Source organism: Sphingobacterium siyangense, assembly GCF_023277505.1.
GTDB lineage: Bacteria > Bacteroidota > Bacteroidia > Sphingobacteriales > Sphingobacteriaceae > Sphingobacterium > Sphingobacterium siyangense.
In genome coordinates this window covers 1725854-1743346 of record NZ_CP080574.1, presented here as the reverse complement: position 1 = coordinate 1743346, position 17493 = coordinate 1725854, and the positions used below count along the sequence as shown (strand labels likewise).

The following is a 17493-nucleotide window of genomic DNA, read 5'->3' as shown; positions in this document are numbered from 1 at the left end:
TTTACCTACTCCAACAAACATTGCTATTACTCTATTCGGCAGTGCTTGAATAACATCTATATGTGAATTAAACAAAAAACCAACCCTATTACTGAAAATATGAATTACTTTATCAAATGTAAAGATTACCTATTCGGGAACCGAATGGCTGAACCTAGCTTTGCACCTCTCTTTTCCAAAAAGGTGAAAGCCACCCTTTTCCTGGGTTTACTATTTACCTATGGTGTCTACGGTAAAACCGAAGCCCAACAGGTTACCCTGCATATCAATAAAGGAAATCTAAAATCGGTCTTTACAGAAATCAAAAAACAGACCGGATATCATTTCTTTTATGACGAAAGTCTCTTTAATGATCTCAAGCAGGTAAATGTAGACGTCTCCAACCAAAAACTGGAAAACGTTCTCAAAAAGCTTTCAGACGAGTTGCCCCTGCAGTTTGAAATGCACAAAAACCATATTATTGTATTGCCAAGTGCGCCAAAGAGTATGCCCCAAACGCTGCAACAGCAATCTACCATCAAAGGGCAATTGGTAGCAAAAAAAGATGGCAAGCCCATCGAAAACGCAACGATCAGCATCAACGGCGGCAACAGCAGGACCTCTTCCGATAGTAAAGGAAACTTTTCCCTGCAAACAGTCCAGGCGGAAGGTACGCTGACCATTTCGCACCTTTCCTTCAAACCACAGACTGTGCGGTTTAACAGTGCAACAGCCAGTGCTTTGACAATAGCATTGGAGGAGAATGACAGTGCATTGGAGGAAGTAGTTGTTGTCGGATTCGGCACACAAAAGAAAGTCAACTTAACAGGAGCCATTTCACATGTTGGCAAAGAGGCCTTTGAAAATCGACCGGTAGCCAATATCGGGCAGGCTTTACAGGGTCTTGTTCCCAATCTAAACATCACCTTCGGAAATGGTTCGCCAAACAGCACACCTGGGTTTAACTTACGGGGTGGTACCTCCATGAATTACAATGGCAATACAGGAGTATTCGAATCCGTAAACGGAGACCCTTTGGTGATTATAGACGGCGTAGAGAGTTCTACCGGTGCCTTGAATCAGCTCAACCCGAATGATATCATGGACATGTCTTTTATCAAAGATGCATCTGCTGCAGCAATCTATGGTACAAAAGCAGCCTATGGGGTAATACTGGTACGTACCAAGCGGGGTGAATTCAATCAGAAAGGCAAGATCGCCTACAACTTCGACTCCAACTTTGATACCCCCTCTGGGCTACCTGATATCCTTAACGCGTATGAGATCCAAAAATCAGGCATGGACAGGACATTATGGACCAACGGCAAACCAGGTACTTCCGATGAAAAAAAGCTGGAGATGATCCAAAAGTACATGGACAATCCCACTCCCGAAAATGCATGGTATCAGGAAGGGAACAGCATTATTTGGGTAGCTAACGTTAACCCATTTGAGGAAGCCGTCAAAAAATGGACGCCGATGCAAAAACATACGCTCAACCTCAGTGGTGGAGCCGAGTCCATTAACTATTATATTTCGGGTGGTATGCAGAATCAATCGGGTATGTACAAGATCAATACCGATAAACTGAAACGCTATAACGCCCTGATGAATATCAACGCCAAAGTGAATAACTGGTTCAGCGTTTTTGGAAAAATAGGTTTCGACCAAACAAATTTCAATAGCCCCTATATCGTTGGGGGCAAAGGCAGCATCTGGTCGGCTATGATGGGTGAGACGAACAAAAACATCAATATGCCTATCCAAACCGGTCCCAATGATCCGCTCCCCAATACCTATACAGACAATATTCTTGCCTGGCTGAGCTATGGTGCAAACAACCAGTCCATGGACAGAAGAGTATCCTTGTTGATTTCGCCCGAATTTACCTTGATACCGAATGCGCTGAAATTAAAGGCAGACCTCAGTTATCAGCCCCAGTCCTATAGCTTGAGCCGATACAGTCCCAAATTCAACCAAGTCGTAGACTCCTGGCAGTATACCTCTCAACAGGCCGAAGCGGCTGAAAACAGAGCGTATTTTGACAATAATAACACCAACAAATATCTGGTCAACATCTATGCTGATTATAAGAAAACCTGGGCAGAGAAACATAATTTCGCTACTGTAGTCGGCTACAATCAGGAGCAGACAAAATATAATCAGATCACGAACACATTCAGAAAGTTGATCTCGCCAGATATACAAAACCCTGATGCCGCTGAGGACCCATCTCTGCATACGGTCTCCCGAAATGCCTACACGCTTGCGGGACGAGCACTATTTGGGCGTGTCAGTTACAACTTTGCAGAAAAGTACTTTGTTGAGAGCAATCTCCGCTATGATGGAAGTGCAAAGTTTACGGAAAAAGACCGATTTGTCACTTTTCCATCCTTCTCTGCCGGTTGGCGCATATCGCAGGAGAATTTTATGGCCGGAACTAAGAGCTGGCTCAACGAACTCAAATTGCGTGGAAGCTGGGGGAAATTAGGAAATCAGCCTTCATCCATCTATCCCTATCAGGCAACCATGAATACCGGCAAAGCGCCTTACTTAATCAACGGGCAGCAAATAGTCTATATCGATCCTCCGGGACTCGTATCCCCATACCTTACGTTTGAGAAAGCCAGAACATGGAACGTCGGTTTTGATGGAACATTTCTCAAAAACAGGCTCGATGTAACATTTGAATATTACAATAGAAAGACCACCGATATCCTGACCGATGGCAGTGCCTCGTTTCCAACCACTTTGGGAACCGCTGCGCCACTGGAAAACTCAGGTATACTCGAAACCAAAGGATTTGAACTTTCTTTCCTTTGGAAGCAAACGATCAATGCGGACCTCCGCTACCGTGTAGGCCTCAACCTATCCGACTACCTCACCAAAGTACAGCATTACGCTGCCAACACCAGCATGATGATCACCAACTCTTCGGGCAGGGAGGTGATGTATGATGGTAAAACGATCGGCGAAATATGGGGTTACCGTACCGGTGGTATACTACAGGAAAGTGATTTCGCAGGTCGTAATCCAAGCAATGGCAACTGGATCTACAACGGGGCCTATCAGGGCACGCTATATCCAGGTTATATTTGGTACCAGGATCTTGGCGGACCGGAGGGAATTCCTGATGGAAAGATAGATGCCGGACTGAACACCTTGGCAAATCCAGGCGATCGGGTCGTTATTGGAAACTCTACACCACGTTATCGATTTGGTATCACTGGAAATGTCCAATATAAACATTTCGATCTCGACTTTTTGTTCCAAGGTGTGCTGAAACGTGATATCTGGGCCGGACTATCTTCTTACTGGGGCGGTGGAGCAGGCTCAAAATGGATGTATGAGAGATCTTGGACACCAGACCGCACAGATGCTGAATTTCCAATGTACGGTTCTTCGGTCAATGTCCAGGACAGATACTTGATCAATGGCGCTTATCTGAGACTTAAACAGGCGGTATTGGGCTATACCCTACCGCAGGAGATGACCAAACGATTTGGTGTGGAGCGCCTGCGTTTCACGCTTGCCGGTTACAACATTTTTGAGCTCACAAAAATACCTACAATTTTTGACGTCGACCAGATATCTGCAGACTATCCACAAAAGAGATCAATTGCTTTTGGTGCCCAAATTGTTTTCTAACTAATACTACTATGAAAAAAAATATATCCAGATTAATCGTCATTGCCGCAGCATCCTCCTTATTGCTGACACAATCTTGTAACGATAAATTTTTACAGCTAAGTCCCGAGACCGATCTATCGAAGGACAACTCCTTACATACCGAAACGGAGTTGACATTATACCTCAATAATCTCTATAACCGCTATATTCTAGGACACGGTTCAGGCTGGGCCGATGCTAAAGTAAACCCCAATGTTGTCGGCGGCAGCCATTTGTTGGCATCCGACTTTATGACCGACAATATGGTCCGCTACGGCAATATCAGCAGTATGATGGACAACACCTTTATTCCACCAAATGCAGGTACGTCGGTAGACTGGACCTGGGAAAACCTACGCTCGGTAAATTATTTCCTCAAAAACTACAGCAATGCTTTGCCCGCCGTCAACAATGACATCAGCAGACTGAACAAATATGTGGGCGAGGCCTATTTTTTTAAGTCGATGGATTACTACCGCAAGCTTATGCTTTTTGGAGATGTGCCCTGGTTTTCAAGCGACCTCAATATCGACAGCAAGGACCTTTACAAACCTCGGGATAAGCGAACAGTGGTTGCTGATTCTTTAATGAAGACAATCGATCTTGCTATTACAGGTCTTGCAGGCATTACTGGCCGTCCAGACGGACGTATCAATCAGGATATGGCCTTGTTTTTAAAAGCGAGAATTGGCCTTTTCGAAGGCTCCTTTAGGACCTACCACAACGAGCTGTCTCTACAAAGCACAGCAAAACCTTTTTTGGAGGCAGCTGTGGATGCTTGCGAAAAAATCATCGCCTCAGGTCGCTATCAATTGTATGCTACGGGTGAAACTCCTTACTGGAAATTGTTTACATTCAAGAAAGATCCAAATTCCGACGGCAATAAAGAGGCTATCTTAGCCCGCGTTTATGATGGCACTGTTGTCGGTCACGCAACGCAGCGTTATTGGGATCAGAACAACAGTATTTCGGGCGGAAGACCTGCTGGAGGTGCAACACGGGGCCTGATCGATGAATATCTGTGTATTGACGGTAAACCGATCTATACGTCAGGATCCGCTGGCAGCTATACTGCCAACCCACTTTTCAAAGGTTACGATGGCCTCTGGTCTGAACTCGAAAACCGGGATCCACGTCTGAAACAGACCATTAATTATCCCGGTGAAAATCGCTCCTTGTTTAATCGAACAGATGGGACGACCAGCCTCGAAAAAAACGGCATCACCTATCCTCGGCTATCTTACAATGTCAGTGGTGGTACCACCGTAACCGGTTACTTACCTATTAAGCACTGGATGGGTGACCGTACCGAAAATGAAGCGACAACAAACGGACAACAAACGGCTATTGAATTCCGCTATGGAGAGGTATTGCTGATGTTAGCAGAAGCAAAAGCCATTTTAGGTACATTGACGCAGAACGACCTAGATAAAACAATCAATCTATTACGTCAACGCGCGGGATTTGACTTTGCGAAATATCCGAGCAGCAAACTCGAGCTTGGCAACCTCCCTGCCGATCCAAGGCTCGATGAAATCTATGCTGCAAAACTTGATTATTCCGTTAGCCCCATCATCCGTGAAATAAGAAGGGAACGCCGTATCGAGATGGTCCTGGAAGACCGTCGATATGAAGACTTGATGCGATGGAAGGCCGGCAACCTGATGACGGTTCCGTTACGGGGTATGAAATTTACAGCAGAAAAAGGAAAACTCTACGACGGTACTCATACCGCCAAACCGGTTATTGCCCTAAAAGAAGAAGTCAATAAAGACATCTTTTTAGATAATAACGGATTTATCATCGCTTATCCGCGGAGTGCCAACATTGCTGATGGTGTCGCCTTATGGGCAGACTACCGCTACTATTGGCCGTTGCCTTTATACGATCTGACTTTAGATGGTAATCAGCTGGTTCAAAATCCGGGATGGCTGGGTGCAAAATAATACGTATTAAAAAGAAATAACATTATGAAAATTAAAGCATATATCTACCTGTCGATTAGCCTCCTATGTGTAACTATGGGGTTGAACGCATGCAAAAAGGACCTGGGGCCCATTAAAGACAACTTGACTGTTCGGGAAGCTGTACTTTCTGGAGGTTTCATGCAGATTCCTGTTAAAATCGGAACGCCGCTTCAGATCAATCTTGCAGTCAATCCGGGAAACCGCAGCGTCACTGAGGCGACCTATACCAGCAAACATCCAGAAATCGCAACATATAGTAATACAGGCTTGGTTACCGGCTTAACAGTCGGTAAGGATACCATCACCATACGATCTGGCGAACTCAATGTTTGGTATATTGTCAATGTAACCAAATAAAAGCGGACATATGAACAAGTCAAAAGAATAATGGTAAGAGATGACCATTTGTTAGTTTAGTGTTTAGTTTAGACTATCAGGCGTTTTTAGTTTTGCCTGATAGTCTTGTTTTATCGACGAAGGAATATGACAGCTAAAAACGTCAAACAGGCAACCGACAACAAATACTAGGGATCAAAGCGATTAACAATGTTTACTTGAAGTTTCTCCATTCCGATTTTTCGAAAAGGCAATTCATCAACATGAAAAAAATAACTATAAAAGATATCGCCAAAGCTTTAGGATACTCTATAGGCACCGTCTCTAAAGCGCTCTCAAATAGTCACGAAATCAGTGCCATAACGAAGGTTGAAATTCAAAAATTTGCTGATGAGCATGGTTATCAATCCAATCAATACGCTAAACTATTGCGTACGGGACGAACAAATATTATTGGTATGATCGTTCCTTCGATTGGCAATCCATTTTTCTCACAGATTCTCGAAGGAATTGAAAGAGAGATGTCAGACACGACTTACAACCTAATCATTATGCAAAGTGTAGACGACCCCCGGCTTGAATTAAAACATTTAGAAATGTTATATAAAAAGGGAGCAGATGCCGTCGTGATTGCAGCAACGGGCGATAAAACGACATTAACGTATCTTCAACGATTAATTGACAAAGGTATACCTATTGTACTTATTGACCGAACCAATTACGAAATAAACACGTATAAAATCGGAATAGACAATTTCAAAGTCGTTTACCAAGGGATTTCTCAGTTAATCAATCAGGGCAAAAGGAAGATTCTATTTATTTCCAATCAATCGCGGGGCACATCACTAGAGCGTCAGCGTGGTTATATTCAATGTCTTCGGGATTTTGACATCACATTTAATTCAAATGATCTACTGTCGATAGAAACGAATAGAAAAAGAGTAGATGTGCTGGATCAATTAAAAAACCATCTCACAGGTCTCGTTGATTCAAGAGCTTTGCCCGAGGCAATTTTTACCGCATCCGACCAGCTCACCTATTTAACGTTAGAAGCTTTACATGCAATCGGAATTACTGTACCAGAGCGCATTGCTCTTCTAGGCTTTGCTAATTTTCAATACACAACTATATTTCAACCCTCATTATCAAGCGTAGTACAGCCTTCGCGTGAAATCGGATCTCAGGCTTTTGCTATTCTCAATAAAATTTTGGACAGTCCGGATCACAAGATCACAACGCAATATCAGAACATCGAATTACAGGCCTCTATCCTAACACGCAAGTCTTCTGAATAAATATATGAATTGAAACGTTTTCGCGAATTATGCAAACGATTGACTTAAACACAAAACACTGTAAACCAAAATATAATCTTTACTATAGCCACCAATATACATTAACAATTATAAATTATTTACTTCAAAAATTATGACAAAACAAACAAAAAGACGGATGCAGATCATGAAAGGATTTGCATTGTCCACCGCGGTCCTATCACTTATTTTTGCCTGTTCAAAGCCATTGGTAGAGCAAAATGCAGCAGAAACTCAACGTTTAAAAGCGTCATCGAATGGTGCCATAGACACCGCACTTTCCAACCTTACCTTTGTGACTAATCCAGTAAATCTCAATATAATCATGTTTGTACCCACAGACAATCCAGCATTGCCTAACTATAAAACACGGTTATCCCAGCTATTTGTCCATTTCCAGGACTGGCTGCATAATGAGATGGGTCGCTATGGTTATAGCAGCTATCTGGGCCTGGCAAAAGATTCTGCAGGCCTAGTTAACATCATAGAAATTCCGGCCGCAGGAGCTCAAGCGGACTACCCCTACAGCTCGGCCGTATCCGCTGGTAAAATTATAAATGAGATCAATACATATAAAGCTGCCCATCCAAGCCAATTTTCATCCAACAATCACTATTTGGTACTTTTGCCAGCAAGAACAGATGGTGATAACAGCCAACCATTCTATGGTTATGGGAAATACTGCTTTGCAGTAGATAATTCCTCCATGTCTGTCAATGGAATTCCAAACCCTAGCTCAAACTATCTCGGCGGCATGTTACATGAATTGGGCCATGGATTAAATTTACCCCATAACCGCGCTAAATATGTCAGTGAAGAACCTACACTGGGTACATCATTGATGGGAAGCGGCAATGTGAGTTTTAGCAAGGGACAGCCTACTTTTCTAACCGGCTCTGATGCAGCAATTCTCAACAGAAATGAAGTTTTTCAACCTGCAGTGACGACAGCTAGCCCTTATCAGGCACCTACATATTCGGTACAACCTCAATTTGCCATTGACAACAGTCAGCAAAAAATCTTTATTACTGGAAATTATACGTCCAATTTGCCTGTGAGTGAGATATTGGTTTATATGGATCCCAATGTAAACAACGAAGGCACAGGAGCCAACAAAGATTACAATGCAGTTACCTGGAAATTTGCCCCCGTTTCCTCTGGAGTCATCCAAGGGACTATAGATCTGAATGAGCTTTACTACAAAGGCAATACACCTTACGAACTTAAGCTAAAATTATTATTGCAAAATGGCTACACAACTTCTAATGTTTACGAATTTAACTATGTCAATGATCTCATGACAACCAATCAAGATTCGGTGTATACCTATTCCAATGCGTCCTATGCCGGTGTGAAAGGAAGCTTTGGCAAAGGGCAATATACTACTTCGGATTTATTAGCAAAAGGCGTGACAGACAATAGCATCTCTTCTATTAAAGTTGGTGCCAATGTTAAAGTAACTTTATACAACGGCAACAATTTTACGGGAGATAGTCTTGTTGTCACCTCTTCGTCTTCCTATCTCTCGACTTTTAACGATAAGGTTTCATCCATGAAAGTACAAAACCGTTAGAAAACTTGGGAAATACGATGCATAACTTATTTTTAAGAAACACGAGTAGCTTCCTGGCTCTGGTATTCGCCTTAATGGCATTCAAAGTGTCGGGCCAGCCCACTCCCTGGTTTACCGACGGGAAATTTGGTCTGTTTCTGCACTGGGGGCTCTATTCCCAGACCGCGGGCGACTGGAATGGCCATCCCACCAAAGGTGGCGAGCATTTTATGCTCTACGAACGCATACCCGTCAAGACCTATGCAAAGATCGCCGATCAGTTTAATCCAACAGGCTTTGATGCCGACCGTTGGGCTCAGATAGCCCACGATGCCGGCATGAAATACCTGGTGATCACAGCCAAACACCATGATGGATTTGCGATGTATAACTCAGCAGTCAGCGACTATAATATCGTCAAGCGCACCCCTTGGGCAAAAGATCCGATGAAGGAGCTTGCGGTGGCCTGTAAGAAATATGGCCTCAAGCTCTGCTTCTATTATTCCCTTGGCCGCGACTGGGAAAACCCCGATGTGCCTACCAACTGGCCTACCAAAGCCGGGCGCAGCAATACCTGGGACTATCCCGACGAAGATGCCAAAGACCTCAACAAATACGTGGAAAACAAGGTCAAACCGCAGCTGCGCGAATTGCTGACACAATACGGTCCTATCGGCATTATCTGGTTTGATACTCCCGAGCTGATCACCAAAAAACAAAGTCAGGAAATCAAAGATCTGATCCATTCCATTCAGCCCAATTGTATCATCAACAGCCGGATAGGCAATGGACTTGGCGATTATGCTGTTGTTGAGCAGTCGCTGGTTTCTACTACACGGAAGAACTGGGAAGCCTGCATCACGATGAGTGAAAACTGGGGTTACAATAGACATGACACAGAATGGAAAAGCCCCGAGCTGCTGGTCCGCAACCTTATTGAAGTCGTGAGCAAGGGGGGCAACCTGCTGCTCAATGTAGGCCCCAAAGGAGATGGTACCTGGCCAGTTGAAAGTCAGGAAAATCTTCGCATCATTGGACACTGGATGAAGACCAATGGTGAAGCGATTTACGGTACTACGGTCTGGAACGGAGTCAAACAAGCGCTGCATACCGTGCCGTCGGACAATAAAGCAACCGAAAAGGATAAAGCCAGTATGAAAGATGCCGTGAATGATGCAACGTCGAAAGAAATCGTATCAGACTACCGCTTTACGCAGAAAGGGAAAAGTGTTTATCTTTTTGTGCGTAGTCCTTCAACGGCTACGATCGACATCCCGGAGCTTGCAAAAAGTAGCCTCGACATCAAAAGTTTAGCACTTCTCGGCAATTCCTCAAAGGTGAAATGGACACAAGGAAGAGATGGCCTACAGCTGTCTTTACCCACTGTCAAAGACCCAGAAATTCCGATTTACGTATACAAGATCGAAACGAAATAGCCCAGCGCCTATTTCACAAACGGTCTTACTCCCTTTAACAATAAGCTCCCTGATTATTGAATTATCAGGGAGCTTTTACGATTCAGAACGAAACCCAAACCATTATTCATCCAGGTGCGACGAATCGTAAGCCAAAGCGATCGGATATAAATCCACAGAAAAGACTAGTCTTAAAATGTGCATCTTTGCTTTAACGACAAAAGACAAAGCACACACATGAAAAAATATATTATCGTATTCAGTCTATCCTTACTTACGTTAAGCGTATCAGCGCAGAAGAAAAAGAAAAAACAGGGCCCACCACCCGTGGTGAAACCTATCCCCGAGCCACCAAAGGTGATCGAACAGGCGGGTACTTCGGAAAGCATGCCTGCGGCTATAATATCCATGCCCATGCGGGCGGCAGATCAGGTGCGCATCAAAAAGACGGATGGGCAAGAATTCAATCTGGAGAAACTGGAGGAATTGGTAAGCACAGACCTAGCTCAGGTAAAAACCTTATTCCTGGGTTCTTCCATCTCTGGAAAGAAGCTCAGCAGCGAAATCCTGCAAAAGATTATGGACGAAGGCAATCAAATGGAGTCACTGGAAATTAGCAATCTAGACATCAGCACATTTCCTGAAATCACAGCCGCCCATCCTAAACTTAAAAAGATCGCGTTAAGCAGAAATAATCTCAGTGTACTTCCCGCAAGTATTTCCAATCTGACAGCGTTGGAAGAATTCGACTGCAACAATCCCTTGACGGGTTTGCCGGCATCCTTTGCACAACTCAAAAACTTAAAACAGCTCGGGCTTAACGGAAATCTGTTCAGCACTTTTCCCAAAGAAATTTTTAGTTTGAACAAGCTGTCTTTCCTATACCTTTCGGGCAATTACAAAGGTGAGACCAAGCTGACAGATCTGCCCGATCTATTTGAGCAGTTGCCCGAACTAAAAGAACTCGGCATAGAACATGCGGGGCTATCGACACTGCCAAAATCTATTGCTGCATTAAAAAAACTAGAAAAGGCCAATTTTTCTTTCAATCAATTTACAAGCTTCCCCGCCGCATTGTACAATAATCCCAAACTGGTGTTTGTACCATTTACGAATAATCCCCTGCAATGGGAACCATTTTTGGCTTCTGTCAAAAAAATAAAATGGAGCGGTCTCTTCTTTTTGAACGATACAGGGCTTAGCAAAAAACAGTACGAACAGGTACAGCAGATCCTCAGCAAGACGGATGTCTATTATGATGAGATGAATGATTAAACATTTTTAAAGTTAGCCCAAAAGATAATTTTTGGGCTAACATTCGAAATTATTCATTCCAAATTACACGCGATACAATTATTGTTCATGAAATTTATCTCTAATCGACTTTGCTAAATTTGGAATATCAACAATAGCTTGATCAATCATTTTTCGATATAAATTTTCTCCATATTTTGCTATTAAATGCTCATTTAAATCACCGCTCGCTCGCCTTCCCTCACTATAAACATAAGTAGGCAAAATTAAATAATTTGGCACATCATTAAAGGTTATCATTTCCCATGACAATAGCCCTTTAAAATCTTTTACAGCATCCCTGATTTTGCTATATATAACATCATTTTTATCTTTTTCCTTAAATCTGAAACGTAGAAATGGGTATCCCGCATACCGATCATCTATTGACATCATTGATATTCTACTTGTCCCAATCGGGCAAATATCATTTAATGTAAAAAACAAAATTCTATTTATTTCTTCAAAATCCATATTACAGACATTTAATTTAATAGCAATGTTAGTCTGACAGTTTATTCGCCTTGAATTTTAAAAATCAAAAGTCATCAGACATTATTAATTCGGAGAAAGTGCGTTTTGAAAGATTAATTTCTAATTTCCCATAGGTACCTTCATATGTGGGCGAATCAAAAGAAATTATAGGATAGTACCTAAAAAAATCCTTAAGAGATTTATTATTCTTTAAGAAGATATTTACGTCAACAAGTACACTATCTGAATTACTATAAACTTTCAATTGTTTGTAAAATGCATTATTGCCCTCTTTATTTTTCAAAATTGATGTTAGAACAGAATCAATAAAAATTAAATCTCTTTGATTCAGATTATAACTATTATCAAAAACAGAATCCTTTGGAGCATTGAAAATTGCATAATCATGAAACCTCTTTTGATCGAAATAATTTGTACTATACGTGTTCCCTTTTTGTAACCGTAGTCTCCTGAAGAAACTATCCCCTATATATAAATCCATAAAGCCATTTCGTAATAAAGCCTTATTAACCTGTTTAAAACCAGGAGTAAAGAAGAAAGTATTTCCATCTATTCTAGTTCTACCCGTTATAGTATTCTCTGCCAACAATAGCGGATTTTCTGTGGGATCGATTAATTCCAACGTAGCAGAATCAAGACCTAGGGAATAATCAATTACCCGATATGAGGAGTCTTCTCGTATTTCAATAGCGTAATCCGAAGCACCAAACATATCACTATTGACTGTTACGGCCTCAGCCAAAACATGATCTTTAGGGGTACTATTACAAGAAACTGTAAAAATTACGACGACCATGCAAATAAATGCGCTTCCTCTCATAAATCTCATTATTTTCCCAATTTTAATAGAACAGACATAACCCTCGGCTGATTTATTCGAGCCCAACGTCATACCCTTCTTCCTTAAGATACCATTACCCTCTCAAGCTTTTCATGATCAGACAAATCCCAATACCACCATTTGTGAGGATTATCTTTTTCATTAATAAATCTTCTCTCATAAGCTACTTTAAATAAATTTAAAAGCAGCACAAATGCCTTTGTTAACTCATATTCCGGCAGATTTATAATTTTTTTCAAATTATGGTTTGCAACCCCTTTTTTAAGTAGAACGCAGGGGATAAAAGTGGACTTTAAATCACTTTTTATAATCGCGGGTTCAATATCTCCTTCCTCCGGTTTAGACTGCATAATTAGAAAAAGAAGTTCGTTTAGAAATTTCTTTTTCGTCATCAATTCAAGTAATCTAAAACCTGTTGTTAATTGATCAATTGCAATCAAACCTTGTCCAAACCGATTGACTAAAATTTGGTCTTCTAATTTCATATTTATATAAGTAAGGATAAGATTATATCCCCGACCATGTTGTTTTCATAAGTACCCATTTTCCAGTTGCACAATGATATTCAAATATTACGATAGCACCTCCTGTATTGGCAAAGCTGTAATTATCATTTTTATATCTAACACGGAAGTCAACGATATTAACGGTCAATCTATTACCATTTAGGATTGGTAAAATCTTCCAAGCATGAATACCTTTTTTTAAACGGCCTTTATTTTTTTTATCATTTACATCTATTGAGCTGAATTTATTCTTTTTATTATCCAACGAAAGATAATATGCTCGATCATTGGCATCAATCAAATAAATATCTTCATTATATGGGTTTTGATCAAGATACTTTGTTTGTAATATAATTGCTGTATCAACCATTCTCTTATATTCGTCCTTACTTTGGCCATAAACTATAAAGCAAACAAAAAAACTTAAAATTATTAGCACAATTTTCTTCATCTTTTACCGCGTTAATGTAGATAAATCATTATTAAACATAAATACCCTCTTTTTTACAGGGCCACCTGAAGTAAATAGCAAAGCCCGTCTATCAGCATTGGGCCTTGTTTCATTAGTTTCATTCAATGAAATGCGCCTTTATCTCCGATACTACATCCGAAAAATGTTTCCACTCCAAATGCGAATAAATATCCTTGACCACACCTATCTTACTGAAAACGGAGAAAAAATAGCCCTCATTTAATATAGCTTGAAGAGCTGCATGAATCCCCCGGTAAGAGAGCTCTTTTACAATAAGCATATCTGTAGACCAAAAATAAATTTCACGATTTTTCTCCATCAGTTTATCGATATTAGTCAACGTAAACAATGTTCCAAAATAAACCTCATCATTCTCTAAAATAATGTTGACATCAAGGTTATCATCATATACATCGATAACTTGATAAGGAGCTGGAAATCGAACTTTAAATTTCATAACCTTTTTACTTTTTATAAACTGTCAACCAAACTACATCTGTCTCGACACCTTTTTTACTACTATCTAAAAGATATCTAGCGTCCCGAAATTGCAACAGCAGCTTTTTATCCATGCTTAATAGGTCGACATCTATTCCTTAACAGACGCCTCATCCGCTAAGGAATTTAAAGAAAAAAATCAAATATTTTCCTTTATTTTTAATTCAACTAAAAGAGAATATTTAACGGGGTATCTATGGATAATAGATTAAAAAAAATAATAATTATAATAGGGAATATCCTGTTCACTATTGGCTTAGTTTTAACTATAGGAATGGTCTTCTTTGGACTTTGGCCCAGCCTTGTTTATGTACTATTTATGGCTCTCGGTGCAATCCTGATCGTTTCAACAAAATATGCAAAATGGAAAGCAATCAAGATTAATATTGATTCGATAAAAAGACTTATCAGCTTAACCGGTATTGTTTTATTTGTCTGCATGATAATATTTACTACTTTATATCTTTCAACTAAAAACTATTTTAAAGAAAAATATACAATCCGTGATTGTGCAGAAATTACTGCAGTTTTAGAAAGCTATAAAAAAGATGATAAGCCTTATCCTCGCAGTCTAGATTCCCTTATCGGAAACAACCCTATAAGAGCAGAATGGAAAAAGGATCGATGGAATACGAGTTATAAATATTACACGACCAACAATGATAGCTCTTACACTTTAACTTCTGCTGGAAAAGATAAAATATTCAATTCTAAAGATGATATTATATATAAAAGCAATTAAAACAGCTGATATATCTCCGAATCATAAAACCTAGCCCCATAATCATAGCGATATATTATCCTATAATTCGGAACCAAAGCAAAAACATCAAAATACTAAAAGTAAGCGTTAGAATTAGGATTAGCTTATATACATTTAACTTTGCATTTAGATCGTTAAATCTAGGGATCAATAAAGTAAAAATCAAGGCTATTAAAGAAACGCATAAGATTTCTTTAAAAAGGACTGGATATGAGTATCTATGCAAATAAAGATCAGATCCAATAATTACCATATATATTGTCGTAAACGCAATTGAGGTATGATAAAAAAAACGCCTCTTCTTAATTATTAAGATCAGCATATTTATAGTAAATAATGTGATTAGACAGCATATTGACACTATACTGTGATATGGAACGGGGTAGCCGTAGGTACCTTTTGGAAGTCCTAAATATCCATCATAGTTTATCAAATCATTGCCTTTTTCGACCAAAAATATTAGCTGAAGAATGATGACTAAGCACGCTATAATTTTAAATAGGTTTTTCATAATTAGCTTTTCGCTCTGGTATTTTTCTTTATCAGGTAATCCGAATAAAGCACAACATCAACTTATCACTATCAGCATAGTTATTGATTTTTAATTTTCAACAATTCGGCCCTTGCATTACTAAAAGGAGAATGCTCAACAAAAATTTTATGATCAATTTTTTCAATGCTAAATTTCGCATTATGCCGATCCACCTTAAACAAGTCCAAATCTGTTAGCATATATACATTTTCTTTTAGATTGTCAGAAGACGGAAACCACTCATAAGAATAGACATCCCTGCCCTTATAAACAAAAATAAATCGGGCACCAACATCTGTATAGCTCCTTAAGTTAAAACCTAAAATTTCATTTATTTCATCTAAAGAATACTTTCCACTAAAATAATAGACGGTGTCCCAATCAAAATCAAACGCTTTTTCCATATCCAGAATGCATCCATTATTTGACTTACATTGCTGAAATTCTCGCATCACTGTATTATCAAAATTAGGATCTTGGGAACAGCCCAGCAGAAAAAAGACCAACATGAATACGTACCATTGGAACTTTTGTTTGATCATCCCATTATATTCCTGATCGGTAAAATAATTTTTCAGCAAACCTAGTTGCTGCTCCACTTCTAACTGCAGATTCATTACTTCCGACAACTAATTTTGAATACAATCAAGCCCTAATTACACTATAGTGTTCAATAAATGAGCTTAACCCCAAAAAACGACTATTTTAATCCCCTCTTTTTGAACCCCATCTTTTGATAGAAAATCTGGCTCTCTTCTCGAGCTAATTTCGACAGTTTGTTCGTAACAATACAGTATCCTTATATATACCATCAGTATCCGTGCATCTGATTTTTTGTATCGATTAGATAGCGCGTTTATATGCGCTCCCTTGCCGCTTAACAATAGTATCTCCTAAATCACAAAAGGAAGTCGCTTGAAAAAACCACCTACCGGGTAGCAATTGTACGGTATCTCTCTTGGTCGTTGGATCAACTCCAACCAGGATAAAATCCTGATACTTGATCTTAGTTTTTTTTAAAAGAACAACATTAGCCTCGAAACTTTCAGCATATTGTTTAGTTTCTTCACAGCTATTTGGGTCACTACGATAAGTACAACTTACAATTAGCAATAGTAATATAAAATAAAATGCCTTCATATTTTTTTGTCTGAATTCATTCTTCCCAGTTAATGATACCTCGTAATAAAAAATGTAGTGGTTTTTATGGCCTTTTTTTTTCTAAAGCAAATTTATAACTTTATTTACTTGGAGACTTAAAAAAATACAATCATTTAATGAAGATCTAGCGCAATGCACCACCCAATAATGATATTCTCTAAATCGATTATTTAACATACCAGATAACCACATCAGCAGATTAGAATACTGATATAGCTAAATTAGAGATAAACACATGAAAAATTTCGAAAGAAACGGAAATGAATACAAAATGAAACCCCAGTTAGGAACCTATGTTCCTTTGGTTGGTATATTTTCCATTATGGCCCTAGTAGGTTTCATTAAAATGCCTGATTCCTCATTCAAATGGTGGATGCTGGGTATTGTCGTTATCTTGATGATTTCCCTGCTTAGAGCCTATTTTATCATTGATATGGACAATAGGGACATCCGTACACGTAAGGGACTTTTGGGTAAAGAAGTGACCATTCCGCTGGAGAGCCTACAGGGTTTTAGTATCCACAAGCTTAAACAATATGGCTTTATCACAATTAACGTCGCCCTGATCGCACGTTATAAGGATGAAAATGGGAAAGAAAAAAAGGTACAGCTGGCCCAGAGCTATTTTACAAAACCAATTAACCGTATTATTAATGATATCGACGAAATCATTGCCGAAGATCATAATCGATAAATTAAAA

General features: G+C 39.8%; 15 protein-coding genes. 9 read left to right on the top strand and 6 right to left on the bottom strand.

Annotated features, from left to right (window positions below; genetic code table 11):
• Positions 1 to 144 precede the first annotated feature (144 nt).
• The 7 genes from K2F45_RS07125 to K2F45_RS07095 all read left to right on the top strand — a co-directional run bounded on the left by K2F45_RS07125 (position 145) and on the right by K2F45_RS07095 (position 11506).
• The gene (locus K2F45_RS07125; protein ID WP_248933247.1) at positions 145 to 3627 is read left to right on the top strand and encodes a SusC/RagA family TonB-linked outer membrane protein; all 3483 of its coding nucleotides are present in this window, start codon (positions 145 to 147) and stop codon (positions 3625 to 3627) included.
• 11 nt (positions 3628 to 3638) lie between these two features.
• Positions 3639 to 5594 carry a RagB/SusD family nutrient uptake outer membrane protein gene (locus tag K2F45_RS07120; protein WP_248933246.1) on the top strand — a complete coding sequence of 652 codons (1956 nt, stop codon included), beginning with the start codon at positions 3639 to 3641 and terminating at the stop codon, positions 5592 to 5594.
• A 24-nt stretch (positions 5595 to 5618) separates the two neighbouring features.
• Positions 5619 to 5972, top strand: coding sequence for an Ig-like domain-containing protein (locus K2F45_RS07115; protein WP_182982500.1), 354 nt, complete (start codon positions 5619 to 5621; stop codon positions 5970 to 5972).
• A gap of 242 nt (positions 5973 to 6214) precedes the next feature.
• Positions 6215 to 7246, top strand: a complete 1032-nt coding sequence (locus K2F45_RS07110; RefSeq protein WP_075991554.1) for a LacI family DNA-binding transcriptional regulator — start codon at positions 6215 to 6217, stop codon at positions 7244 to 7246.
• A gap of 133 nt (positions 7247 to 7379) precedes the next feature.
• Positions 7380 to 8837, top strand: coding sequence for a hypothetical protein (locus K2F45_RS07105; RefSeq protein ID WP_075991553.1), 1458 nt, complete (start codon positions 7380 to 7382; stop codon positions 8835 to 8837).
• 17 nt (positions 8838 to 8854) lie between these two features.
• Positions 8855 to 10252, top strand: coding sequence for an alpha-L-fucosidase (locus K2F45_RS07100; RefSeq protein WP_216640450.1), 1398 nt, complete (start codon positions 8855 to 8857; stop codon positions 10250 to 10252).
• Positions 10253 to 10468: 216 nt separating this feature from the next.
• On the top strand, positions 10469 to 11506 hold the full coding sequence (locus K2F45_RS07095; protein ID WP_075991551.1) for a leucine-rich repeat domain-containing protein: 1038 nt from the start codon (positions 10469 to 10471) through the stop codon (positions 11504 to 11506).
• A 78-nt stretch (positions 11507 to 11584) separates the two neighbouring features.
• Here K2F45_RS07095 and K2F45_RS07090 read toward each other — a convergent pair whose 3' ends face one another.
• The 5 genes from K2F45_RS07090 to K2F45_RS07070 all read right to left on the bottom strand — a co-directional run bounded on the left by K2F45_RS07090 (position 11585) and on the right by K2F45_RS07070 (position 14295).
• On the bottom strand, positions 11585 to 11998 hold the full coding sequence (locus K2F45_RS07090; RefSeq protein WP_075991550.1) for a hypothetical protein: 414 nt from the start codon (positions 11996 to 11998) through the stop codon (positions 11585 to 11587).
• A 64-nt stretch (positions 11999 to 12062) separates the two neighbouring features.
• Complete coding sequence (locus K2F45_RS07085) at positions 12063 to 12839, bottom strand: hypothetical protein (RefSeq protein WP_157625966.1); 777 nt, start codon at positions 12837 to 12839, stop codon at positions 12063 to 12065.
• A gap of 83 nt (positions 12840 to 12922) precedes the next feature.
• Positions 12923 to 13345, bottom strand: a complete 423-nt coding sequence (locus tag K2F45_RS07080; RefSeq protein ID WP_075991548.1) for a DUF5958 family protein — start codon at positions 13343 to 13345, stop codon at positions 12923 to 12925.
• Positions 13346 to 13367: 22 nt separating this feature from the next.
• Positions 13368 to 13817 carry a hypothetical protein gene (locus K2F45_RS07075; protein ID WP_157625964.1) on the bottom strand — a complete coding sequence of 150 codons (450 nt, stop codon included), beginning with the start codon at positions 13815 to 13817 and terminating at the stop codon, positions 13368 to 13370.
• 118 nt (positions 13818 to 13935) lie between these two features.
• Positions 13936 to 14295, bottom strand: coding sequence for a hypothetical protein (locus K2F45_RS07070; RefSeq protein ID WP_248933245.1), 360 nt, complete (start codon positions 14293 to 14295; stop codon positions 13936 to 13938).
• A gap of 237 nt (positions 14296 to 14532) precedes the next feature.
• Here K2F45_RS07070 and K2F45_RS07065 point away from each other — a divergent pair, with 237 nt between their 5' ends.
• Positions 14533 to 15078 (top strand): type II secretion system protein GspG, encoded by a 546-nt coding sequence (locus K2F45_RS07065; protein ID WP_157625962.1) that lies wholly within the window; start codon positions 14533 to 14535, stop codon positions 15076 to 15078.
• A gap of 612 nt (positions 15079 to 15690) precedes the next feature.
• On the opposite strand, the gene K2F45_RS07060 is transcribed toward K2F45_RS07065, so the two are convergent.
• Entirely contained in the window at positions 15691 to 16248 is a 558-nt protein-coding gene (locus K2F45_RS07060) for a hypothetical protein (RefSeq protein WP_248933244.1), read from the bottom strand.
• 779 nt (positions 16249 to 17027) lie between these two features.
• Here K2F45_RS07060 and K2F45_RS07055 point away from each other — a divergent pair.
• On the top strand, positions 17028 to 17486 hold the full coding sequence (locus K2F45_RS07055) for a YdbT family protein (RefSeq protein WP_248933243.1): 459 nt from the start codon (positions 17028 to 17030) through the stop codon (positions 17484 to 17486).
• The last annotated feature ends 7 nt before the right edge of the window (positions 17487 to 17493 follow it).